This is a genomic window from Salinivibrio siamensis (assembly GCF_001996005.1).
GTDB lineage: Bacteria > Pseudomonadota > Gammaproteobacteria > Enterobacterales > Vibrionaceae > Salinivibrio > Salinivibrio siamensis.
This window is the reverse complement of sequence record NZ_MUFB01000010.1, coordinates 71,891-95,487: the sequence shown is the minus strand read 5'-3', so window position 1 is coordinate 95,487 and position 23,597 is coordinate 71,891. Positions and strand designations below refer to the sequence as shown.

The 23,597-nt window shown below is 48.7% G+C and carries 20 protein-coding genes; 7 read left to right on the top strand and 13 right to left on the bottom strand.

All coding sequences use genetic code 11. The annotated features are described in order from the left end of the window. Positions 1–2: 2 nt before the first annotated feature. From BZG73_RS07155 to BZG73_RS07135, 5 genes are read right to left on the bottom strand one after another with little or no spacing between them, the layout of a single operon-like run. Entirely contained in the window at positions 3–728 is a 726-nt protein-coding gene (locus tag BZG73_RS07155; RefSeq protein ID WP_077667960.1) for an SDR family NAD(P)-dependent oxidoreductase, read from the bottom strand. Beyond that, on the bottom strand, positions 725–1,165 hold the full coding sequence (locus BZG73_RS07150) for a nuclear transport factor 2 family protein (RefSeq protein WP_074214723.1): 441 nt from the start codon (positions 1,163–1,165) through the stop codon (positions 725–727). Before BZG73_RS07150 ends, BZG73_RS07155 begins: the two co-directional genes overlap by 4 nt. Continuing rightward, the gene (gene phrB, locus BZG73_RS07145; RefSeq protein WP_077667959.1) at positions 1,162–2,604 is read right to left on the bottom strand and encodes a deoxyribodipyrimidine photo-lyase; all 1,443 of its coding nucleotides are present in this window, start codon (positions 2,602–2,604) and stop codon (positions 1,162–1,164) included. The genes BZG73_RS07150 and phrB overlap by 4 nt, the downstream gene beginning before the upstream one ends. Continuing rightward, positions 2,595–3,425 (bottom strand): MerR family transcriptional regulator, encoded by an 831-nt coding sequence (locus tag BZG73_RS07140; protein WP_077667958.1) that lies wholly within the window; start codon positions 3,423–3,425, stop codon positions 2,595–2,597. Before BZG73_RS07140 ends, phrB begins: the two co-directional genes overlap by 10 nt. Then, positions 3,415–4,368, bottom strand: coding sequence for a YbgA family protein (locus BZG73_RS07135; protein ID WP_077667957.1), 954 nt, complete (start codon positions 4,366–4,368; stop codon positions 3,415–3,417). The genes BZG73_RS07140 and BZG73_RS07135 overlap by 11 nt, the downstream gene beginning before the upstream one ends. 278 nt (positions 4,369–4,646) lie before the next feature. Between BZG73_RS07135 and BZG73_RS07130 the strand changes: the two genes are divergently transcribed. Continuing rightward, positions 4,647–6,890: a putative bifunctional diguanylate cyclase/phosphodiesterase gene (locus tag BZG73_RS07130; RefSeq protein WP_077667956.1), complete on the top strand. Its 2,244-nt coding sequence runs from the start codon at positions 4,647–4,649 to the stop codon at positions 6,888–6,890. On the opposite strand, the gene BZG73_RS07125 is transcribed toward BZG73_RS07130, so the two are convergent. Both BZG73_RS07125 and BZG73_RS07120 read right to left on the bottom strand, forming a co-directional pair. Continuing rightward, positions 6,887–7,165 carry a GIY-YIG nuclease family protein gene (locus tag BZG73_RS07125; protein WP_077579121.1) on the bottom strand — a complete coding sequence of 93 codons (279 nt, stop codon included), beginning with the start codon at positions 7,163–7,165 and terminating at the stop codon, positions 6,887–6,889. The genes BZG73_RS07130 and BZG73_RS07125 overlap by 4 nt on opposite strands. A 5-nt stretch (positions 7,166–7,170) precedes the next feature. Continuing rightward, positions 7,171–7,809 carry a YceH family protein gene (locus tag BZG73_RS07120; RefSeq protein WP_046075824.1) on the bottom strand — a complete coding sequence of 213 codons (639 nt, stop codon included), beginning with the start codon at positions 7,807–7,809 and terminating at the stop codon, positions 7,171–7,173. A 219-nt stretch (positions 7,810–8,028) separates the two neighbouring features. Here BZG73_RS07120 and BZG73_RS07115 point away from each other — a divergent pair, with 219 nt between their 5' ends. Both BZG73_RS07115 and BZG73_RS07110 read left to right on the top strand, forming a co-directional pair. Next, positions 8,029–8,469: a bactofilin family protein gene (locus BZG73_RS07115; protein ID WP_046075823.1), complete on the top strand. Its 441-nt coding sequence runs from the start codon at positions 8,029–8,031 to the stop codon at positions 8,467–8,469. 12 nt (positions 8,470–8,481) lie between these two features. Then, a complete protein-coding gene (locus BZG73_RS07110) occupies positions 8,482–8,907 on the top strand; it encodes a DUF3069 domain-containing protein (RefSeq protein WP_077667955.1) in 426 nt (141 codons plus the stop codon). Positions 8,908–8,984: 77 nt separating this feature from the next. Here the strand turns inward: BZG73_RS07110 and aroG are convergent, their stop codons facing one another. Then, the gene (aroG, locus tag BZG73_RS07105; RefSeq protein WP_077667954.1) at positions 8,985–10,067 is read right to left on the bottom strand and encodes a 3-deoxy-7-phosphoheptulonate synthase AroG; all 1,083 of its coding nucleotides are present in this window, start codon (positions 10,065–10,067) and stop codon (positions 8,985–8,987) included. Positions 10,068–10,343: 276 nt separating this feature from the next. Here aroG and BZG73_RS07100 point away from each other — a divergent pair, with 276 nt between their 5' ends. Both BZG73_RS07100 and BZG73_RS07095 read left to right on the top strand, forming a co-directional pair. Continuing rightward, on the top strand, positions 10,344–10,883 hold the full coding sequence (locus BZG73_RS07100; protein ID WP_231637467.1) for a hypothetical protein: 540 nt from the start codon (positions 10,344–10,346) through the stop codon (positions 10,881–10,883). A gap of 200 nt (positions 10,884–11,083) precedes the next feature. Further along, positions 11,084–11,281 carry a hypothetical protein gene (locus BZG73_RS07095; RefSeq protein WP_131825352.1) on the top strand — a complete coding sequence of 66 codons (198 nt, stop codon included), beginning with the start codon at positions 11,084–11,086 and terminating at the stop codon, positions 11,279–11,281. A 662-nt stretch (positions 11,282–11,943) separates the two neighbouring features. On the opposite strand, the gene BZG73_RS07090 is transcribed toward BZG73_RS07095, so the two are convergent. Next, positions 11,944–13,263: a DEAD/DEAH box helicase gene (locus tag BZG73_RS07090; protein ID WP_077667985.1), complete on the bottom strand. Its 1,320-nt coding sequence runs from the start codon at positions 13,261–13,263 to the stop codon at positions 11,944–11,946. Positions 13,264–13,396: 133 nt separating this feature from the next. On the opposite strand from BZG73_RS07090, the gene BZG73_RS07085 reads away from it, so the two are divergent. Together BZG73_RS07085 and BZG73_RS07080 are read left to right on the top strand one after the other, a co-directional pair. Continuing rightward, positions 13,397–13,927, top strand: coding sequence for an NUDIX hydrolase (locus BZG73_RS07085; protein ID WP_158075280.1), 531 nt, complete (start codon positions 13,397–13,399; stop codon positions 13,925–13,927). 106 nt (positions 13,928–14,033) lie between these two features. Beyond that, a complete protein-coding gene (locus BZG73_RS07080; protein WP_046075817.1) occupies positions 14,034–14,516 on the top strand; it encodes a PaaI family thioesterase in 483 nt (160 codons plus the stop codon). 310 nt (positions 14,517–14,826) lie between these two features. Here the strand turns inward: BZG73_RS07080 and BZG73_RS07075 are convergent, their stop codons facing one another. The 4 genes from BZG73_RS07075 to BZG73_RS07060 all read right to left on the bottom strand — a co-directional run bounded on the left by BZG73_RS07075 (position 14,827) and on the right by BZG73_RS07060 (position 23,596). Beyond that, positions 14,827–17,892 carry an efflux RND transporter permease subunit gene (locus BZG73_RS07075; RefSeq protein ID WP_077606593.1) on the bottom strand — a complete coding sequence of 1,022 codons (3,066 nt, stop codon included), beginning with the start codon at positions 17,890–17,892 and terminating at the stop codon, positions 14,827–14,829. After that, positions 17,889–18,983 (bottom strand): efflux RND transporter periplasmic adaptor subunit, encoded by a 1,095-nt coding sequence (locus BZG73_RS07070; protein ID WP_046075815.1) that lies wholly within the window; start codon positions 18,981–18,983, stop codon positions 17,889–17,891. The genes BZG73_RS07075 and BZG73_RS07070 overlap by 4 nt, the downstream gene beginning before the upstream one ends. Continuing rightward, the gene (locus tag BZG73_RS07065) at positions 18,980–20,017 is read right to left on the bottom strand and encodes an efflux RND transporter periplasmic adaptor subunit (protein WP_101494481.1); all 1,038 of its coding nucleotides are present in this window, start codon (positions 20,015–20,017) and stop codon (positions 18,980–18,982) included. The genes BZG73_RS07070 and BZG73_RS07065 overlap by 4 nt, the downstream gene beginning before the upstream one ends. A gap of 123 nt (positions 20,018–20,140) precedes the next feature. Continuing rightward, positions 20,141–23,596 (bottom strand): ATP-binding protein, encoded by a 3,456-nt coding sequence (locus BZG73_RS07060; protein WP_235606032.1) that lies wholly within the window; start codon positions 23,594–23,596, stop codon positions 20,141–20,143. Between the last annotated feature and the right edge of the window lies 1 nt (position 23,597).

Below are 23,597 nucleotides of genomic sequence, written 5' to 3'. Positions count from 1 at the left end.
ATTTAGTTCCTTGTCATACGTCGTGCGAGAGCTCGCTGCCAGGCCATAGGCAATAGCGCGAGAAACTTGAGAATAAAGGTAAATTTTCGCGGAAAATGTATTTCCGTTTTTCCTTTTGCCAATCCTTGTTGAATCGCCGCCGATGCTTGCTCCACCGTGATGCGCATTGGCATCGCAAAGTCGTTTTGGTCTGTCAGTGGTGTCTTTACAAACCCTGGCGAAACAAGTGACACCGTCACTCCTTGTTGCGCCAGATCTGCCGATAAGGTGTTGGCTATGTAGCTAATCGCCGCCTTCGATCCGCCGTATGCCTCCGCACGTGGCAGCGGCATGTAACTGGCCGACGAGCCGACAATGGCAAGATGCGTACTGTGGGTGAACCGACTCTGTAGCGCTTCAATACAGTGGAGGACGCCGAAGACATTGATCTCAAAAACGCGTTTAAACAGCGCCACATCGACTTTGCCATGGTCGATATATTCACACGTCCCAGCATTTAGAATAATTAAATCGGGAAAGACGCTTAGGTTACTCAGCGCTTGATGCGTTTGTTCGCCATCCGTGGCATCAAACGCCAATGCGTCTAATGATGCGTGATCGCGAGCCATGGTGTTGAGCTTGTCTTGGTTTCGGCCACAGGCCGTTACCTGCCAACCTTGACGTGCATAGTCTCTTGCCAATTGCTCACCAATTCCCGACGTGGCGCCGGTGATCAATACGTGTTTCATTGTCCTAGCCTCGTTTTGATATGTTTGAGCAGGCGACCTATCACAGGCAGCGCCTCGTACAGCATTTCACCTAAGTCGAAGTAATCACGATGGCGAATGATTTTGCCGTCATAAAAACGTAAGTGAGAGCAGCCCTGAACTTGTCGCGTTTTCCCCCCATCCAACTTGGGATGCGATAACATCATGGTCCAGGTCACAAAGGCATCGTCTCCGTCTACCGCGGTCGTGTGTATATGAAATTGACAATCGGTCACGTTTTCGTACAGCAGCGAAAAATACTGGATAAACGCTTCTAAGCCGGTTATCTCATGCGCTGGGTCGACAAACACAATCTTGGGGTGATAAATCGTCGCCAGTGATGACAAGTTATCTTTATTAAGCGCTTGATAGGTCGTCACAAATTGCGACACACCGACATGGGTTGGGGAGCGAGTCATGGTGTTTGCTCCTGAGGCTGATTCTTCGCCGCTTCAAAAATAGCCAGCGCCTTTTTGCGCTGAGTGGCGTGATCCACCACCGGACGCGGATAATCTAGCGTCTGGGCGTAGTGATCTGCCCATTGCCAAGGCTGGTGAATATGCTTGCCCGGCACCTGTTTAAGCGCCGGTAGCCAGCGACGAATAAAGCGCCCATCGCTATCAAAACGCTCTCCCTGTGTGGTGGGATTAAAGATCCGAAAGTAAGGTTGAGCATCGGTCCCTACCGACGCAGACCATTGCCAGCCCCCGTTGTTGGAGGCAAAATCGCCATCAATCAGCTTGGACATGAAGTAGTCTTCTCCCCAGCGCCAATCGATAAGCAGATCTTTGGTCAAAAAGCTGGCCACAATCATTCTCAATCGGTTGTGCATCCAGCCCGTTTGATTAAGCTGGTGCATGGCCGCATCAACAATGGGAAAGCCCGTTTTGCCCGCCTTCCACGCCTCAAACAAGGTAAGGTCGTTATCCCATACCACTGACTCGCCCCAAGCTAAAAAGCTATACTTTTTGCTGATTGCCGGATTTTGCGCACTCACTTCCTGATAGAAATCACGCCAAATAAGTTCCGAAAGCCAGGTGGCTGCCCCTGTATCGGGCTCGCGCCAATCGGCATGCTCTTCTTGTAAACGTGCCAAGCATTGACGTGGGGATAACGCGCCAATGGCTAAATAAGGAGAAAGTTGACTGGTGGCATCAACAGCGGGAAAGTCACGCTGTCTTTTATAATCAGCCACTTGCTCGCGGCAGTAACGACGCATGTGCGCGAGGATCCCTTTCTCATCAGACGCCCAGTCGGAGACATCCTCTGTCGGATAATCAAAGTGAATCGGTTTAAGCTGTGAAAAGATCGCGTCGACGGCCGAATTTATCTCGCGTTTAGGTGGCTTTTGGCGCGGTGAGGCATCCATGCCGTCTAAGGCACGTAAGCAAGCCTTTTTAAAGGGAGTAAACACCTTATACGGTTCACCTTTTCCCGATTTTATGGTGTCCGGTGCAAACAAATTGCGGTCATCATAGGCATACCATGCGATGCCTTTGTCCGCTAACGCCACGCGCGCCTGTTCATCACGCTTGCTTTCATTGAGCTCGTACTCCTTGTTGGCAAATACCGCTGCTGCACCAATGCGGTGGGCATAGTCAGCCACTTTTTCCGCCGATTGAGAAAAATCAGCCGCACGTTCAACCACCAACGGAATGTTTTGCGCGCGAAGCTCTTCACGTAACGCCTCTAGCCGTGCTTTGATAAGGCCCGCTTGTTTGGGGGCAAGATGGTGCGATGCCCACTGTTCCGGTGTCTCAATAAATATCCCGACCACGGGAACGGACGCTTCGCTGGCTGCGCTCAACGCACGGTTATCCAGCCCACGTAAATCGCGCCGAAACCAGACTAGATGCATAACGTTTTGTTCTCCTTAAGTTCTTCGAGCTCGTCACCGTGTACGGAGCAGATAAAAGCTTGGCTCACAACGTCAATGTCATTTTGAGCAAGACAAAGGCGTACTTGATTGATTTGGGCGCGATCGAGACGACGATTAGCCATTAAGGCCAATGTTGTCACCCCCTGCTCGCGCATCACCTCAACCACCAAATTCAATTGTTGATGCGGACTGGATAATATTGTGACACTGTAACCCTTCTCGTTGAGTGCCATCGCCATAAGCACGCGTTGGTATTCGCTGGTTACCGTTAATGAGACAAGCCAGCATCGAGACTGGGCATGCCGTTTGGCATTCGCCGCCAGCGCCGTTCTGCATCGGTCAATCACGGCGCTTTGCCACAGGTCGCGCTGCAATACACGAACCGCTTCACCTTCGTCACCTAACCATTGGTCGACCGGTGTAAAGGCATGTTCAACTAGCCAATAAAAGGGGTACTCTTTTAAAATCATATCCAGGGCTTTCCCAAGCCGTTTGACTGAGAATGTATGAATACAGTCAATCAGCTCTTGTGCCACGCTGCCATCTTCCGCCTCGGCCGACGTGGGACTGTGAGCAAGCAGAGGTTTGACCTTGCTAATAGGCACGCCTTTGTCTAACCACTGGAGAATATGAGCGATAGTCTCTACATCTTCTTGGCGATAAAGCCGATGTCCCTTGGCCGTTCGCTCAGGCGCAAGCAATCCATAACGTCGCTGCCAAGCACGCAATGTCACGGGGTTAACCCCTGTTTGATCCGCTACCTGACTGATAGTTAGAGTATGAGGCGTCTTATAGGCCATAGCGAAGCCTCAGCGCATCAGGATAAGGCTTGAGATAAGCTTGGTTAGCTAAGTACTCATCAGGGTGATTATGAAGATGATGCGAAATCAATGTCAGCGGTGCCAATAAGGGCATGGTGCCCTGACGATACGCATGGATAAGATTCGCTAACTCAGCTTTCTGGCGTTTATCGAGGTTGTTTTTAAAATAGCCTTGCAGGTGCATTAACACGTTGGTGTGTTTTTTACGCGTCGCACGAATGGCAATGGCTTGCATAAACGCGGTGCGGTACTGTTCGAAAAAACGATCAAGGTCATAATGGCCGATGTTGGCCATAAATCGCCCCAGTTCACGGTATTTTTCGGGCGAATGCGCCATCAGTACCAACTTATAGCGCGAGTGGAAATCAACGAGGGCTTTCTTGGTCACCCCTTGCTCGACACTCTTGTAAAGATCATCAAGCGCAAATAGCCGAAAAACAAAGTTCTCTTTGAGAATAGGATCGTTAAGCCGGCCGTCTTCTTCAACAGGCAACCAAGGCATGCGCGCCATCAGTGCCTGCGTGTAAAGCCCTACCCCGGAAATATCTGAGGCGTAACCATTCTCGCGGTAGACTTTCACCCGCTCCATGCCACAGGTCGGTGACTTGGCACAGACAATGTAGCCACGCAGTGCTTTGTGAGCGAGCTCTTCCGCTTTTTGTTCACTGAACGCTGTCATTTTTTCGGTGTAGTCTTTTTGCTGATCTTTGGTTTCCACCAACCTCACTGATAGATCGCCTTTGTCGACTAACCGAATAGCGGGACGCGGCACCGGGAGTCCAATCCCGACTTCAGGGCACACTGGCACGAAGTCGACATACGGTGCCAACTCTTTGGTGACAAATGGGCTACGCTTATGACCACTGTCAAATCGTACTTTTTCGCCAATAACACAGGCGCTAACACCTACAGGGAATGACATGTCTCACCTCTACACTGACCGCGCAGCATCGGCTACGGAGTTGTACATTTATAATATGTTGTACAACTAAGAGTAGAAGATAGATCAAAATTGTACAAAAAAAATTATTTGTACAAGTAAGTGCCCTGTCGCATCCACGTCAGTTACTGGGTTAACGCCGAGATTTTGTTGGCAGCAAGCGGCCGATCACTGTCTCAGTATTGATACGCGCAATCCCCCATTCTTAGCACTACACTGGAACTATCTGGTTGTCACCATAAGCCTTACGCGCAGGCCCTATGCCTTTATCAACATTCAATGATCACAACGAGGATCCACTCACACTTGCCAGGCGGTCGGCACAGCCTCGTGGCCGTGCGATCATTTTCATCGCGCTCGTCTGTTTTGGTGTGCTCGTCGCGACGTTTTTGTTGTATCAGGCTGCCCAGTCACAACAAGCGCAACGCACAGAAAAGCTTCTCAATGTGGAAGTTCAAGCCTTGTCCAGCGCCGTCGAACGCAGCATTAATACCCAACTCACACGGCTTAGTTCATTAGCCAGTAACATCGAGTTGGATGTGCCCTCGACCTTCTCGACATGGCAAGCTTTGGTGCAACAAACCCAACAAGACAGTGCCTATATTTCATCATTGTTTTGGGCGGACAGTCGAAAGGAAATAAGTTGGCAAACACACGCAGATACCAGCCATAATAAACCGCGTTTTTCGTTTGACGTAGTGGGCGAGCCAGAGGGCCAGCTTGAAACGGATCAGCCCGATCTCACCCGTTGGCGAATTGCTTACCCGATTTACAGTCATAGCCGCGCCGCGCCAAGTTACTATCTTGGCGCAGTCGTTAATCTTGACGCGCTTGTTGGCGAGGTTGCGTCCGACTATCTCAATAAACATCAACACCTCACCATGACCCGGTGGGCAAACGACACCGTGTTGCTTGGTGACACCATCTCGCCGTTTGCCGCGGTTGGGTCGGCACCTTTAACCTTAGCAGGCACGCAACCCGCTATGCAGCTCGCGCTTTGGCAAGAGCCAGGCGCCAGTCAATTTATCTCATTACCCATTCTGATTTATATCGCCGGCATGCTTGTGGCTCTTTTATTGGGCGTCGCGTTGTATTTAGCTGAGGTGAATTTGATGTCTCGCCGGGCGGCGCAGACCACGATTGACTATTTAAAAAATGAAATTGAGCAACGCAAAGACGTCGAGCAGCAGCTACATTTTATCGCGAATCACGACGCCTTGACGTACCTGCCCAACCGTCATGCCCTCACTCGCTATATTCAGCAGCGTGTACATGAATCTAACGCGCACCCCCACGATCTGGCGTTAATCTGTGTGGACATTGATAATTTGAAAGAGATTAATGATTTGTACGGGCAAGCGGTGCATGACCAGCTTTTAGTTGAATTGGCACAACGTCTACAACGCGTGAGGCAAACCGATGACTATATTGCCAAAATCAGCGACGACCAATTCGCGATTGTCGGCAGCGAGCTTTCACCGCTAAAAGCGGAGATTTACGCGAAACAGATCCGAAAAGCCATTGAGCAGCCCTTCTTCCACGACGCAGAGGAGATTATTGTGACCTGTGCCGTCGGCATTAGTTATCGCTACGATGCCTCCATGCCCGCTCAGGAACTGTTGCGTCACGCAGACACCGCGGCGCATCGCGCTCGTCAACTCTCTCATCACAGAGTCGTGGTGTTTCAAATGGCAATGCGAGACCACCTGCATCAGAAAAAGGATACCGAGTACGCCATCCGCAAAGCGATTCAAGGTAACGAGTTGAGCTTACATTTTCAGCCACAAATCGATCTAAAAGATCACAGCATTGCGGGGATTGAAGCCCTGGTACGCTGGCAAGATACAGAGGGCGCGGTGATTTCGCCAGATACCATCGTCCGCACCGCAGAAGACACTGGGCTTATGCGGCAGTTAGGCACTTGGGTGGTCAATGAGGCATTAGAGACCTATGCAACCTTGCTGGCGCAGCACTGTGCACCCCCATTTATCGCGATAAATATCTCTGGGCATGAATTTCAAGACAGCTTCCTTGCTGATACCATTCTGCGCGCCATTGAACGCCATCAAGTCCCGCCCGAACGTGTGCAAATTGAACTGACAGAACAAGTTTTCATTGAGAACCTTAGCCAAAACCAACATACCTTACACACACTCGCGGCAGCAGGTGTTTCTTTGGCGATTGACGATTTTGGCACCGGATACTCATCTCTGGCCTATCTTAAGCATTTCCCGGTGGACACCGTCAAAATCGATCGCAGTTTTGTCGCCGATCTGCCTCACTGCAAAGACGATATCGTGATTTGCCAAGCCGTCATTAACATGGCGCAATTGCTGAAATTAAAAGTGGTCGCAGAAGGTGTGGAACGTGAAGATCAACGTGACTTTTTGTTTGACCTGGGGTGCCGCTATGCGCAGGGGCACCTTTATTACCCCTCAATGAATATCCATCAGTTGACTGCGCTCCTCACGCAATCACAACCCATCACTCGTTTATTTAATTAATCAACACCATTGTCACGCACACAACAAAAGCGTGCACATAGCGCTTCCTTACGCTGCTTCGGCCATTGCTTTATTTGCCATTCGCGCTGCATCGCCGTTCGCTTTTCCATCGGTTGCGATTGCCACGCCAGTGACAGCGGTCCTTTCCCTCGTAGCGCACGTGCACCTTTACCTTGGCGATGTTGTATCAACCGGCGGCTAACATCCGTTGTTACGCCACAGTAAAGCTGCCCTTGGCGCGTTCGAATCAAATAAACAAACCAAGGCGTATCCATAGGTGTTATCGCTCCAAAACAGCCTCTAACATCTGACGTAGTTCCGCCACTTCTTGCTCCAACGCACCCACTCGCGTCACCAAAGAGGCATCGGTGGTCGGTTCTGGTTCCGCTTGCGGTGCTGAGTTCGCCGGCATATTAACGCCGTCAGTAAATAGGTGTTGATAGCGCGACTCGCGCTTCCCAGCCTCACGCGGCAATTTTTTTACCCAGTTTGACGTAATCATGTCAGCCAATGTGCGCTCGACATCTTCGACACGATTAAAGGCATAGAGGCGCTGTGTACGGGTTCTCAACTCCCCGGGCGTCTGAGCGCCTCGCAATAACATGACACAAAGGATCGCTTTCTGTGGCTCACTGAGGGTTAGGTCGCCAAATTGTGTATTACAGAAACGATGTTGATACTTGGCAACACGCCCACCGCTGCCCTCTTGCGGGCTAACCAGACGCATCTCAATCAAGGTCTCTACGATATCTAATACCTCTGAATCGGCCATCTCATAGACAGGATCACGGTTGCTTTTTTGATTCACGGCGGTGGTCAGCGCATTGAGTGTGAGCGGGTAATGATCCGGGGTGGTGACTTCTTTCTCAAGTAAACAACCGATGACACGTTGCTGATACGGTGAGAGTGTCCTTGACATAGCGATGATCCCATTTAGTCGATTTCATCGAGTTATATCAACTGAATGTCGTGCAAGCAATCACTGCGCCGATAACCGCGCAATAATCCACCCGAGGCGACGATCACCAATACTGGTAGCAGGATCACATCTTACGCATCGGGTTGTACACCAGAGCGCCACCATCTGTGCACAGCTAATGATATACTTGACCAAAATGATGTATGTGGAGTGCACGACATGGGTCTGTTTAGTTCAAAGTCTACCCCGAATCATGGCTTATCGATCGTCGCCAGAAACTGTAAAGTGGTCGGTGATATTGATCTTGAGGGTGATATTCAAATTGATGGATTTGGGGAAGGCAATATAACCCAGGCTAACGCCGTTGTTATCTCAGCATCTGGCCACTTTCGCGGTACCATCAACGCTAAGCATATCACCATCAATGGCTTAGTAGAGGGGCAATGTGATGCAGACGCTATCGATATTCTCTCGCAGGGAAAGATGAAAGGCGTACTGAATACCGAGCAACTGACCATTGAAAAAGGTGGGCTTCTTGCTGGTGAGAACCGTGCCACTCTATCAACAGACACAGTGGTACCCTTAGCGGAACAAGCAAGATCAGACGATAAAGCAAGCAAAGACAAAAAAGCTCATCCACCCTCCTCGAAACAGTCGTAAGGAAGCCTGTGAATGTCCGACTCTAATCAATCCCCGGTCAGCTTTGATAGCTTTTCTCCTGAGCTACAATGCGTGATTCGTTATGAACAAGCCCCTGAAGCCATGTACACGATGATCGCCTCGGTACATGATGCGTCCAGTGCCAGTGTCAAAGAAGCGTGGGAGAAACTGCCTGCCAGTGCGCAAAACATTCTCGACAACTATGATCAATTTCACGCACTCGTCGCCATAAGTCAAAGCTATGCGGGTATCGATGCGCTGAGCGAGCTCGAAAAGGTTGACTTAAGTGATATGTCTGATGAAGGGCGCGACAACTACAAAGCGCAAATTCTTGATGATGTGCTCAGCTCTTGTGTCAAAGGTTTATCGAAGCAACTGAAACAAGCACGTTTAAAGCCTGGATTAAAACGCGAGTTTCAAGCTATTTTCCAAAAATAAGAAAGGCCAGTGCCATGCACTGACCCCTATGATTCGCCCCCACCGGTTGGGGGCTTCTTGTGACTAAACAGACGCAATTAAGCGGATTCACTGAGCGGCGTCATCTTTTCACGACGTGCACGCACAGAGGCCGCCAATTGATGGAGCACTCTCTCCGTATCTTCCCAACCAATACAACCGTCCGTAATGCTTTGACCATAGGTAAGCGACTGACCGTCCGTTAAATCTTGGCGACCTTCGACGAGATGACTCTCGATCATCACACCAAAGATGGCTTTGTTGCCTGCTGCAATTTGCCCCGCCACATCTTCGCTGACGTCTTTCTGCTTTTGATATTGTTTGCTGCTATTGGCATGGCTCAAATCAATCATCAATTTTTGCCGTAACCCAGCATCAGCCAGCGCCCCACAGATCTGATCGACATCACCCGCGTAATAATTAGGCGTTTTGCCTCCACGTAGAATCAGATGACAATCCTCATTACCTGCGGTTGCGACGATYGCAGAGTGTCCATACTTGGTCACTGATAAAAACTGGTGCGGTGAACTCGCTGAGCGAATGGCATCCGTGGCAATTTTGATATTCCCATCTGTGCCATTTTTAAATCCAACAGGACACGATAGCCCAGAGGCAAGTTCGCGATGCACCTGAGACTCTGTAGTCCGTGCCCCAATCGCGCCCCAACTAATTAAATCGGCCATATACTGTGGCGTGATCATGTCAAGAAATTCACCCGCCGCAGGCAAACCAGAATCCGCAATATCTAGCAGTAAGTTACGCCCTAGTCGCAGCCCATCATTAATTTTGAAACTGTTGTCTAAATACGGGTCATTAATCAGGCCTTTCCAACCAACCGTCGTGCGCGGCTTTTCAAAATAAACCCGCATCACCACTTCCAAGTCGGCACTTAATGTCTCACGCAGCTGTTTAAGTTTTTTGGCGTAGTCGCGCGCAGCATTAGGGTCGTGAATAGAACAAGGCCCTACAACGACAACCAAACGATCGTCTTGGTCGTTTAAGATCTTATGGATCGCCTGACGTGCATTAAATACGGTGTGTTCCGCCGCTTCGGTCGCTGGAAATTTTTCTAGTACAGCGATAGGTGGAAGGAGTTCTTTTATTTGGTCAATTCTAACGTCATCGGTTGGGTGTACACTCATGGGCTAATCCTGTGTTTGCGTGTCGCTGACTCACGTAGCTGATTGCCACGTTTTCGTTATTCGACTCCTACGCTAACCTGCCACATTCTTTTGTGCAAATATTTTTTTACGCAATAGTAAAACCCTAAATCAAACAAAACATTGACACATCAATCCTCGTGAATTAGTCACGCAATGTGCGCTGTGGTTTAAATATGAGCGCAAGATCGGCTAAGTTATTGCACTGACTGCGTTGAAGCTATTACACTGATGTTAAATGCAAATGGAGTAAATGCTGTGATCACACGCCTCAGTAAAGCGGCACTATTGGCCATGACCCTGTCCGTACCCGCTGCACATGCGACCAATTTTGATTACAACCATATTCAGGTCAACGTCCTTGCAAATCCTAGTGGAATTGGCGGGTTGGGACGTTTTGCATTTACGGAAGGCGCACACTTCGTCGCTAAAGGAGATACGCAATTCGAAGGTGACTGGTATACCTCGGGCGGTGTTGGCTTTCATGCCCCAATTAACCAGTTTGTCGATGTATATGGCGAGCTGGAAGGTGCATGGTTTCGGCGGCCAGACGACGACAAGCACGATACCGGTGATTTTGCCACTGTGATTGGTGCCGGATTGCGCGGCTGGGTAGCCCCACCGATTGAGGCCAATTTGTATGTCGGTTCTATCATTTTTGATCAAGACGACACCACCAGCTTAGTGGAAATTGGCGGGCGCTTTCACTCCACTGAAACCTTGTCGTTAGGCGCAACGTGGCGTGCCAATGGCTTGGAACAAAATCGCTTGATTTTTTCTGTCAGATACCTGTATTAATAGCAAACGGTAACCATCTCACTCCCTTGTGTTACCGTCCAGTGTGACCTCTCTCACTGGTTATCTTGTCAATCTAAACTAAGTTTAAGGTATGGACGTAATCGCTGTTACAAGGCGGGCGTCTTAGTGCGTGGTGGAACTCCCACAGCGATGCTCGTTATGATTGTGCGTGGGAACTGTCGGAGGGTATAACGATGGTGATGACTCAACGTATTGATGAATTTGAAAGAAAAATCCAAGAAGCCTATCAAGAAGGCAACATTGAAACCGCTCATCGCTTGGAAGAGCAAGTAACGATGTTACGGCGACGTCAACTCAAGCCTGCTGCTGACTTCCAAGCCGCCAGCCAAGTAGAAGACTTTCATGAAGTGTCAGACGGCGACTATTACGACAACTGACGCCGAGCATCGAAACACGTAAGCATAAAAAAGCCTTCTCCATGGAGAAGGCTTTTCATTTTTGCTGAATAAAACGAGTGTGTATAAAAGGGCTCAATCAGCAGATTATTGTGCAGCACGTTCACGGCGAACAATCCACGCCGCAGCAGTGATAAAAGCAACGACCAGTGCAGTTTCCACAGCAATTTTCCCAGTTTAAAAATGATAGACAGAGTGATACGCGTTTCCAGCAGCTCAAGTTGTTCAAAGGATGAGCGCTTTCCAACAGATGGACGTAGTTTACGGATAAATCACTGTAAAATCAGCCGTAGAATCGATCTCACGCAAAGAAAAGTGAGTTTTTTGGCCAACTAGACAGTTGAACGCATAAAGTTTCATCACTTAACACCTTGTGGTGCGACAAAGCGCAGCTTTCACTGTTAGCGATACATCACATTTAACCAATGACGCCTTTAGCTAGGGAAGTTGCCACGATATTGAGGCAAAGACAGAGATAAATCGTGGAGAGAGGTTTGATACTCGGCCTATGTCTTAAAAGTAACAGTAAAGTGGCAGAGCAATCGTTATATTGCGTAGTCGAGAGGTTCCGCTACACCATTTGGCATAGCGGAAGCGTCAGTGTTTAATGGTCAGCGCCAACACGCTCAGCCATTACAGCTCGATTAAGACTCAGGTTTGGACTTCTTTTTTACCAAAGGCGCATCACCAACCGGCACATTGGTATAAAAGCTTCTATCTCGCTTTTTTGGCGCCTTTTTCTTGTTCTTAACGGGTGCTTTTTTGGGTTTAGCTGATCTTGAAGGTTTTGCTTTTTCAGCTTTTTTCTCTTTAAAGCCTTTGAACTTTCCTTCAAAGCCTTCAATCTTAGTAAAGTCGAGTTTTTGCTGTAAAAAACCTTCGATATTTTTAAAACTACGCCAATCTTTAGGCCCTACCAGTGAGTAAGCTAATCCTTGCTGCCCAGCACGACCGGTACGCCCTACTCGATGAATGTATTCTTCCGCATGCTTTGGCATATCAAAGTTGATCACCAAAGACACATTCATTAAATCCAAACCTCGCGATGCCACGTCCGTGGTCACCAAAACCTCATGAAATCCACGCTCAAACTCGTTCATGATCCGGCTGCGTGTGGCTTGGTTCAATTCACCACWGAGTGCAATCGCTTGGTAGCCAGCCTGAGAAAAACGTTCAGCTAAACGCTCTGTGTCAGCGCGTGTCGCGGTAAAAATCATGACTTGCTTATGCGCATTAGCTTTTACCAGTTCCTCAAGCAGCGCATGTTTATGGTCGAGGTGATCACTCAGCACAAAATGTTGCTCAATATCGCTATGTAGCGCTTCAATTTCCCCTACGGCAATACGTTTAGGAGACTTGAGCATCCCCGCGGCGATGTCTGTCACTTGCTGATGATCCAAAGTGGCAGAAAACATCAGTGTCTGCCTTAAACGGTGATCCGCATGTTGGTTAACCGCGTCGAGCTGCGCTTTAAAGCCCAAGTCAAGCATACGATCCGCTTCGTCCAAAATCAGCATTTCCAATCCCGACAAAGACAAGTGGCGTTGTTCAAGATGATCAGCTAATCGACCTGGCGTCGCGACCACAAAGGTTGGCGACTGGCGAAACACCTTCGCTTGCTCGTTAAAATTCTCGCCACCGAGTACCAAGGCCGGTTTGTGGCTGGTGCCGCTGGTCAACATACGCAGCTGACCATACACCTGTTTTGCTAGCTCACGGGTCGGCGCCAAGATCAAGACACGCGGATCGCGACGACTGAGGGGCTTAGAACGCAACACACGCTGCATAGCTGGCAACAAAAACGCCAGCGTTTTCCCCGATCCTGTTTTTGAAGAGGCCAGTAAGTCTTTGCCTGCCATTACAACGGGGATGGCTTGACGTTGAATGTCTGTTGGCTGTTCAAATCCACGGTGGGCAATAAGCGATAGTAAGCGTCTATCGAGTCCCAGATCGTCAAATTGCAAGGTATCACTCCAAAGGTCAATCAAAAGCAAAAGGCGTTCACACGCCAATTAAGGCGGCGAATGCTATCATACTTTAGCAAAAAACACCGCACCAAAAATATTGATTACGCCACGAATGGAGAGCCACGCTAACATGAATGACACACTACGCTACCAGTGGAAAAAGCTCAGCTTGGTGGAAACCCATACACAAACACCTGATGGTCTGCATCACGTACACCACGTCATACGCCACCCTGGTGCCGCCGTGATATTACCTCTGTCAGAAGATGGCAATATACTGCTGCTCAAACAATTTCGTCCTGCCATCAATCATTGGATTATCGAAGCGCCTGCGGGCACACTGGAAGCGAAGGAGCCACCGCTAGAAGCCGCCAAAAGAGAGTTAGAAGAAGAGGCCGGTTATGTGGCGACTCGCTGGCATTTTCTCGGCATCGCTCACCCTGTGCCCGGGTTTTGCGATGAAGTGCAGTATTTTTACATTGCCCAAGCGCTCACTCCCACCCAAACGCAATTAGATGACGATGAGTTTATTGCGCCTTATTGGGTGAGCCCTTCCCAGTTACAGGCGCTCGTTGCAAATGGACAAATCACAGACACCAAAACCTGCGCCATTATTCTCCGTGCCCTATTTAATGGGTTGATCCCGACAATGGGCGTCTAACCTCTGAAAAATAAAGCACTAGGCCACAACTTTGTTAACAAGATGTTGACGGCAAATTGAACACCAAGGTAGCGTAACAGGTACGACCAGATAACAAGGAGTGTCTATGTTCTCGTCTCCGTTAGCACGCGCTAATCAACATTTGTCGTTGTTTGGCTTTTTAAAAGTACCCATGATCGGTTGGTGTCGGCCCAAGATCCTCTCCATCGACGATAAGCATGTCACGATGCGAATCCCGCTGGGGCGACGTACCAAAAACCACCTCAACAGTATGTATTTCGGCGCGTTGGCAGTTGGCGCTGATGTCGCAGGTGGCTTTCTTGCCATGGCCATGGCCGAGCAACGCGGGGTTAAAATTAGCTTAGCGTTTAAATCCGTCAACGCTGATTTTCATAAACGACCAGAGGATGACGTGGTGTTTACGTGTCTTGATGGAGACAAGATTAACCAGATGATCAGTGAATCAATCGAAACGGGTCATCGCGTTAATCAGCCTGTCACCATTGTGGCCACATGCCCAAGCTTACACGGGGATGAGCCTATGGCGACCTTTGAATTGACGCTATCGGTCAAAAAAATCGGCGAATAATCCCCCATCACCGCACTTGTCTCTTTTTATTGTTTGTCACGCCTTCAGCCAGTCTGTCTCGTCAATAGACTGGCTTGGTTATCACTACACTATAATCAACCAGTTACATAATACCTAGCATCATTGTGACTTTGGTTCTGAATTCTCCGTTATATTATTGACTTTACACAACGCCGATAAAATCGCGAGATTGCGGTGAAATTCACCGAGTTATCAACCGTTTTTGTGGATGAAATTCAAGTTATACACAGGCGCTTTTGTCTTAAGATTGAAACAAAAAAGCACCGTCAAAACGGTGCTTAAGGTGGGATTATTCAGGGTGATAGCGAATTTGGTAGAAGATACGATATAGCACAGGCACCACAATCAACGTCAGCACGGTGGCAAACCCGAGCCCAAACATAATCGTCACCGCCATCGGCCGGAAGAAAACATCCGGCAATAAAGGAAGCATCCCTAAAATAGTGGTAATGGCCGTCATGCACACTGGGCGTACCCGGCTCACCGCCGCATCGACGACGGCTTGATAGCGCTGCTTACCACTGGCCACTTCGATATTGATCTGATCGATCAATACAATACCGTTTTTGAGCAGCATCCCACTCAAGCTTAAAAAGCCCAAGAGCGCCATAAAACCAAACGGGGTATCCAACAACAGCAATCCTGTGGTGACCCCAACCACCGCCAAGGGAACTGTCAGCCAAATGATCAATGACTCTTTCACGGAATTAAACAGCAATATCGTGACCAAGAACATAAACAAATAACCAAGCGGCATAATGCTAAATAAGCCCTCTTTCGCCTCTTTGGAAGACTCGTACTCCCCGCCCCATTCAATACTGTAACCTTCAGGCAGAGGAATTGACTCAATATCAGTGCGCACGCGGCTTAGTAAGGTCGCCGCGGTGGTTTCCCGTAACGGATCGGGGTCGGCCAACACGGTGAGCATTCTTTTGCGGTTTTTGCGCATGATAATCGGATCTTCCCAACGCATGTCGTAATCGAGAATGACTTGCTGCAAAGGAATGTAGTCTTTCAATACCGGGCTCCATATTTTCATCCCTTCTAGGGTATTGATATTCACGCGCTCCTCATCGGGCAATCGAGCAACAATCGGCATAAGGTTGGTCCCATCCCGATAAACACCAATCCGTTTGCCGCTGAATGTCATTGTCAGCAACTCGTCGACATCTTTTTTGGTGATGCCATAGCGCCGTGCCTGACTTTCATTAAACGCCGGCTCAAGGACTTTGGTGCGATTACGCCAATCATGGCGGATATTTACCGCATCAGGATCCTGATGCAATCGCGCTTCTACTTGTTTAGCAATCGCGCGTAACTTGGTGGGATCTGAACCAAAAATACGCGCCTCAATTTTCGAGCCGGTAGCAGGGCCTAAGGAAATAGGCTTCAGTTTAAGCTGCGCATCTGGGTACTGGCTACGAACATGCTCTCGCACCATGCCCATAGTGGGTTTAACATGATCGTATTGATCAACGCGGACGATCAGCTCGCCATAAGCGGCGTATGTTTTCTCCGGTGAATAGGTCAACATAAAACGTTGCGAACCTTGTCCGGCACTGGTAGAGACATAGTTGACGCCTTGTTGTTTACTCAGCCAGCTCGACACCTCATCCAGTGTACTTTGTGTGGCACGAATATCGGTGCCCTCTGGCAACCAAACGTCGACCATAAACATGGGCGTGGTGGAGTCAGGGAAAAACGACTGCTTGAGGTGACCAAAGCCATAAATACTGGCCCCCAGTGCCACTACCATCACCAACAAGGTGATATAGGCGTGATGCATGCAGGCGGTAAGAAAACGTTTATACACCACAAACAGAATCCCGTTGTAGGGATCACTGCCCTCATCCCCTTCTTCAAGCGGTGTTTCTTTGAAGAACACGCTGGCAAAGAAAGGCGTTAACGTGATAGCGGTAAACCAACTTAACAGTAAGGAGATTAATAACACTGTAAATAAGGTGCCGCAGTATTCGCCCGTTGCATCCTCTGACAAGCCAATCGGGGCAAAAGCCGTTACCGCGATCACCGTCGCTCCAAGCAAAGGCCACTTGGTTTGCGTCACTATGTCGTGAGCCGCCTGTAGACGGGTTCGTCCTCGCTTTAAGCCCACTAGTATCCCTTCGACGACCACGATGGCATTATCCACCAACATCCCTAGGGCAATGACTAACGCCCCGAGAGAGACGCGTTGCAGGTTAATCTCGAAGTAGTACATGAATACAAACGTACCCAGTACCGTCAGCAATAACACCAAACCAATGAGTAGTCCTGAGCGCAGGCCCATAAAGAAGAGCAGCACGATAATCACAATCGCCACCGCTTGGCCTAAACTGGAGACAAATCCGCTGACTGAGCTATCGACCTCATTGGGTTGGTTATAGACATGATGAACATTGATTCCCACGGGCTGATCACTGTTCAACGCCGCGAGACGCTTATCCACACTGTCGCCGACCTCTACCACATTCACACCATCAGCAAACGATATTCCTACCTGTAGCGCTTGTTTGCCGTTGTACGAAATGATCTGCCGCGGTACCTCTTGATATCCACGTTTTACCTCGGCAACGTCACGTAAGTAAATCAGCCCCTGTGACCCAGCTTCGGTCAGGATCAAGTTGCCCAACTCATCCACGGAGGAAAACTCCCCAGTTGGGTGAATGCGAATGTATTCATCGCCCACACGCAATGCCCCTGCGTTGCTCACGAGGTTTTGCGTCGCCAATAGATTAAACAAGGTGTCCGGTGAGATCCCTAGGCTACTTAACCGTTGAATCGAGACCTCAATGAAGACTTGCTCTTGCTGCGTGCCACTGACTTGTACCTTGCCTACGCCATCAACAAGCTCAAGCTCGCGGCGCAAAAAGTCAACATAGTCTTTTAGTTCGCTGTAGCCGTACCCTTCGCCAGTGACGGCTAGCATGATCCCAAACACATCACCAAAATCATCTTTCACCTGTGGCGGATTGACACCGGGAGGAAGCGACCCACGCGCATCATGGACTTTTCGTCGCAACTCATCCCAAATTTGTGGCAAATCATCGGCGCGGTATTTGGGTTTCATTTTGACCGTGATTTGGGACAGGCCACGACTGGAGATCGAACGCACTTCATCCACATAGGTCAGCTGCTGAACCGCTTTCTCCAGCGGATAAGTGACTTCTTCTTCCACCTGTTGGGGGGTGGCACCTGGATAACTGGTCACCACCATCGCATCTTTGATGGTGAAAGCAGGGTCTTCCAACCGCCCTAACCCCAAAAATGCAAGGGTGCCACCAATCAGGAAAATCAACGTGATCATCCAGCTAATCACTTTATTTTGAATAAAATATCCCGCTACACCCTGCTTCATGATGCATTTTCCTCTTTCGATGCCAGCGTCACTTTTTGCCCCTCAGACAGGTGATTGGTTCCTCCCACCACGATACGATCTCCTTTAGACACACCCTGGGTTATTTCTAGCCGCTGACCATGAATGCGCCCCATCGTTACCCGCTGTTTCGCCACGGTTTGTGTGGTGCTGTCGTAAATCCATACATAACTGTGGTCTCGATCCAGTGGATCCCCGTCTTGGTTAAACACCGCTTCGATGGGCACGGAAAGTCCGGTGCGTGTCAGTTGTAACCCTTCCCTCGCAATACTGACCTGTACGGGCATGCCATCTAAAATAAACTGCTCCTTTGGCATGGGCATGGTTAGCGTCACCACAAAAGCACCACTGCTCGGATCCGGCTCTGCCGTGTATTCATCAATCGTGGCTGGGTAAGACTGCCCTTGCTGAGTTAAGACTTTCGGTTGTAGCCGATCTTGCACTTCTTCTGCACTCGCGCCCGTATTTTGGGTGAATAACACATCCGGCACTTGCACACGAATATCAGCACGCGAGGCGTCATGAATGTTCATGATCCCTTGTCCTGGCGCTATGGTTTCAAATGGCTCAACATTCAGCTTAGATATCACCCCGTCAGCTGGCGCTCTGAGCGCAACATAAGATAAACGAAGCTTGGCCAGTGCCAATTCCGCTTGCGCTATTTCGCGCTGCGCTTTTAACTCATCAAATTGCGACTGGGCAAGCATGCCTTTCTCTACCAAGGGGGCTGAACGCCGATACTGCGCATCGGCCACGTCAAAACGTGCACTGGCATTCTCTACCGCTAAGCGGTAATCCGTAGGCTCCAAACGTGCCAATACCTGTCCCTGCGTCACGCGATCGCCCGCTTTGACATTAATGGCTTGGATCTCACCTGGCACGCGAAAAGCAAGTGTCGCTTTATCAGCCGCTGCTGCCACCGCGGGAAAAGAGATTCGTTCATTCAGTTGCTGTTGGCTCACCGTAAATGTGGTTACCACAGGCAAAGGCGCCGGTTGAGCATCGGTTGCGGGCTCGCATCCAAACAGCGCATTAACTGCGAGCAGACCAAACATGGCTTTTATCGCTCTCATAGTCCTCTCTCCTTCACCCATGCTTTCACACGGTCACCTTCTTTAAGCGCACTGACGCCAGTTGCGACAATGACATCGCCATTTTCAAGGCCTGAAACAACCTTTCCTTCACGCAAGGTTACTGGGGTCAACTTAACGGTTCCTTGTCGACTGACACGCCACACAGCTTTCTCACCCTTTGCGTCGAGCAAAGCAGAGTCCGGTATTTGCGTTTGTGACTCGGTAGGAATGGTGGCATGCACTTTTGCTGCCATGCCTGGCAATACATTGATGGCATCAGGCCGATTTAAACTCACCGTGACATGGTAAGAGGCGGTTTTGGGATCCGCCTCTGTGTCGATTTCTTTAAACTGTGCAGGAAACTGTCGCGATGGATGGGTATCAAATGACACCTTCGGCACGAGTGTGTCAACATGCTGAGCAAAATAGTGAAAGTAGCGCTCTGGTAATTGGAAACTGACATTAATAATATCTTTAGATTGAATGTGTAGCACTGGCGCTTGCGCTTGAGCGAATTCATTACGCTCTTTCATTCGGAGTGAGACAGTTCCCGCATACGGCGCTTTTAGTTGCGTATAATTCACATTAGTCTGCGCTTGCTCTAGGCCAGCCGCCGCTTCACTGAGTGCCGAGCGGGCTTCATCAAACCTTTGTTCGGAAATCACTTTATCGTTATGCAGGCGTTCGGCACGATTAAATTGTACCTGAGCAAGCTGATATTGCGCACGCGCCTTATCTAATTGCAGCTGATACTGCTGGCTGTCTAACGCCGCCAGCACTTGCCCTTTCGCGACATCCATACCTGCTTTGATCGGCATTGATTCAATCACCCCTGACACTCGGAATGAGAGCAAAGCTTTATCATCCGCTTCAACTTGAGCTGGAAATTGGCGGGCAAGCCCATCTTCATTGGTGACTACGGTCAGTAACTTGGCGGGTCGAGGCGGTGTTTCAGACGGTGCTGACACCTGGGGTTCACCACAGCCAGCTAGGGCGAGAGCGAGGCAACCGCTCAATACAAAACGCTTTATCATCAGCTTTTCCTTACAATAAAACCCAGGATCCGACAGCGTTTGCCAGGCCCTAGGTCTTTGATGAGTCATTGTTTTTATCTTATTCCGCGCTAACCGCTATGCTAACCAGTGCCGAATAATGTATCAAGATGTTTCAGATAGATGCTCTGCCTGTTGAATCACGCGTGTTGTCTGATCCTCTATCGGCTGGAGGTAGGGGTGTAGCGCCTCCAACTCATCATGCGGTGATTTCTCCAACTCAAGACATGTTTGTGATAGCTCTTTGGCTCCAATCATTGCCGCTGCCCCCTTCATTTTGTGGGCAAGCTTTTTGATCTTGCCGATATCTTGCTCTGCAAACGCGGCCTTCAACGCCTCTAAATCATTAGTTTGGTTTTTTACATACTTATCAAGCAGCATTTTTACCAAGTCCATGCTATCACCGATCTGGTCTTTGACATGCTGGATATCAATTGGGGATGAGGTATCGCTCATTGTGCTCCCTCCGGATGACTGCTCTGGTTCTGGTTCTGGTTCTGGTTCTGGTTCTGGTTCTGGTTCTGGTTCTGGTTCTGGTTCTGGTTCTGGTAAGGAGTTTGTATCTATGGATGCATCTGTAAAGTGCTTACTGGCCAAATCATCCAACCTTGTTTCCTCTTCGTCAGTATTCTTATCACCATAACTGACCGCATCTGGATTCGCATATAGGAGCAACAATTCAATGAGTTGATCTTTACTGAATGGCTTAGCGAGATGCCCATTCATTCCCGCCTCCACACAACGCTCTGCATCGCCTGAGAGCGCGTTAGCTGTCACAGCCAAAATGGGCGTGGTTTTGTCGAATTTTCGGATCTCTCGTGTTGCCTCAAAACCATCCATTTCTGGCATCTGACAATCCATTAAAATGATGTCGAATGGCGAAGACTTGTGCAGTTCTAACGCTTCTTTACCATTGACGGCAAGCGCGCGCTGACAGCCCAGTTTGGACAAAATAATGTCAATCAATTCTTGGTTAACCAAGTGATCTTCGGCCACTAGAACGTTGAGATTGAATTGAATATCATCATACTGCCCAGCCACGGGCCCAGGCTCTGTCAATGCATTCTCATCCTCGCTCAATACACGATACAATTCAACGTGATAAATCGGACAGGTCAGCGTCGCCATGCCAGTGTCATGATGGCCATCATGGCTGATAGCAATCGATTTATGTGCTTGACCGATCAAACGCTGACAGCTTTGCATTTTGTCCTGATCGATCATCAACACTGATTGGCTCGAGTTATCAAAAGCTATCTCACTGCCATCCGAATAGTTGATTAAATCCAACTTTAGACGCTCTAAATAGGTCGATAGTATTTCTATCAAAATGGCGTCTTCAGACACGAGGTAAACCTTGCTATCTGTCATGCTCTCGTCAGGCTCGTAGCTTGACATCAATGTCGAGTCAGTATTCGCCACCGTCACGGGTACTTCTGCAGTGAAAGTCGTGCCTTGGTTTTCTCGACTGCGGATAGAGATATCACCATCCATTAGGCGTAAAAGCTTACGACAGACTGGCAAGCCCAGCCCTGTGCCTTGATAAGAGCGTGAATACGAATTATCGACTTGCGTAAAGTTCTCAAAAATAGCTTCGTGGCGGTCTTCCGGGATCCCAATCCCTGTATCTTCTACTTCCATGACCAATGTGACCGAACCATCGCCACCATCGCCTGCTTGCCGTTGGAATAAGCGCACGGCAATGTGCCCCTGCTTTGTAAACTTAACGGCGTTGCCGACCAAGTTTATGATCACCTGCTTATAGCGCATGGCATCTAATTCAATATCACAGGGCATATCAGGATCGATATAACAATGTAAGCGCAACTGTTTTTCGGCCGCTTTTGCGGTAAAAATACTTAAGGATTCGTGAACAAGCTCCGCCAGATCTAATGACTGTTTGGTGAGCGTCATCTTGCCGGCTTCAATCTTGGTTAAGTCGAGTACATCGTTAATGATATTCAACAGTGCAGTCGAAGAGTGCTGTAAGGTATCAACAAAATAGCGTTGCTGCTGATTGAGCGAGGTCTCCATCAAAAGATTAGACATGCCAACAATGCCATTCATCGGTGTACGGATCTCATGGCTCATCATCGCCAGGAAATTGGTCTTCGATTCATTTGCTCGCTCGGCTTGTTCTTTAGCCCGTGCCATTTCCCGTGAAATCATGTCATTAAGCGCCTTCTGCTGCACAAAGTGCACCATGGAGCTCAAACTTGATAGTATCGGCTCAATCCACCCCTGAAGCTCTTCATTATAGGTGGTCGACTCGTCAAACAAGCACACCACCCCTACCATCTGGCTAGACATATATAGGGGCGTACCGTAGACGTTAATAATCATTTTCTGATTATTCCCAGCCACACTCGCCATTTGCAGACTACGTTTGCTTTGCTTGGTCTCGATAATTTCCTCAATGAGTCCTCGCACAAACTCTTCACCAATAAACTCATTTTTCACCAATCGCGTTTGTGCCAGCACTTTATAAGGCAAGTTGTTCTTTATTGCTTCTTCGTCGTTATGGCCTACCTCAACAATAATGCCATGATTGCTTTCGCCTATCCTTAGCAGTATCTGCAAGACATCCTGAAAGCTCTTACCAAAGTCTTCCCTGATAAGAAACTTATCTTGTAAGCTTTTCATTGCAGAAAAAAGCTCGGCCCCTTTAGATACCTTCTGTTTATCCAGGTGTTGTTCTGTGATATCGCGAATAATCGCTACGTTCAGCGCTCTAGGATCTTCATCTTTAATGGGGGTTGATTTGACCTGCACAATACGGACACCTTGATCCGTATCTATCTCGTACGACCGCTGTAACTGCCCACCGAGGCCATAAAGCGCTTGTGAAAAATAGCCGCGCGAATTAGGGCTTACGCGAGAGATAATCGTCGATAGGCTGATCGCTTCATCGGGAACAGATTCTAATTCGAATAGTTTCTTAGCCGAATCATTAATGGTAATAATACTGTGTTTATCACCGAGCACTAATAACGCGTCAGTATAACTATGAATTACCGTATTTAAATACGCACGGCTTTGTTCCGCTCGATTAATTTGCTTGGCGTATTTCCAAATAAAAAAACCAACCAACAAGTTCAGTAGAATGATTTGCGTCGCAGTGCGAAGTATTTCTGTGTTAAGCTCTTTATCGATATATCGACTGTCTTGATAAATGATCAGTCGACCCACATCCACAGATTGCTCTCCCTGATCATAGACCAAGGGAACGTTGATTTCTTTTAGCTCATCACTTGACCGCATGCCTTTATAGTCAGTCACATAACGAAATTGCTCATTGGTATCCGTCAGCTCAAGGCGGTGGACATAACGAGAGCCCATTTCACTGTCTAAGTCATTTTGAACATTATTAAAATCATAATTCCACATCAAAGTAGGAAGTCGTTGCTTTAGGCGTTGAGTGATAGAATTAATGTCTTGGTTCATATCAGACTCAAGCCGACCTTTAGCAACATGATAATTGTAATAACCAAACACACCCAACAGTAAGGTTGCTAGTACAATTAAAATGACAGCGAGCCGCATACCTACTTTATTCATCATG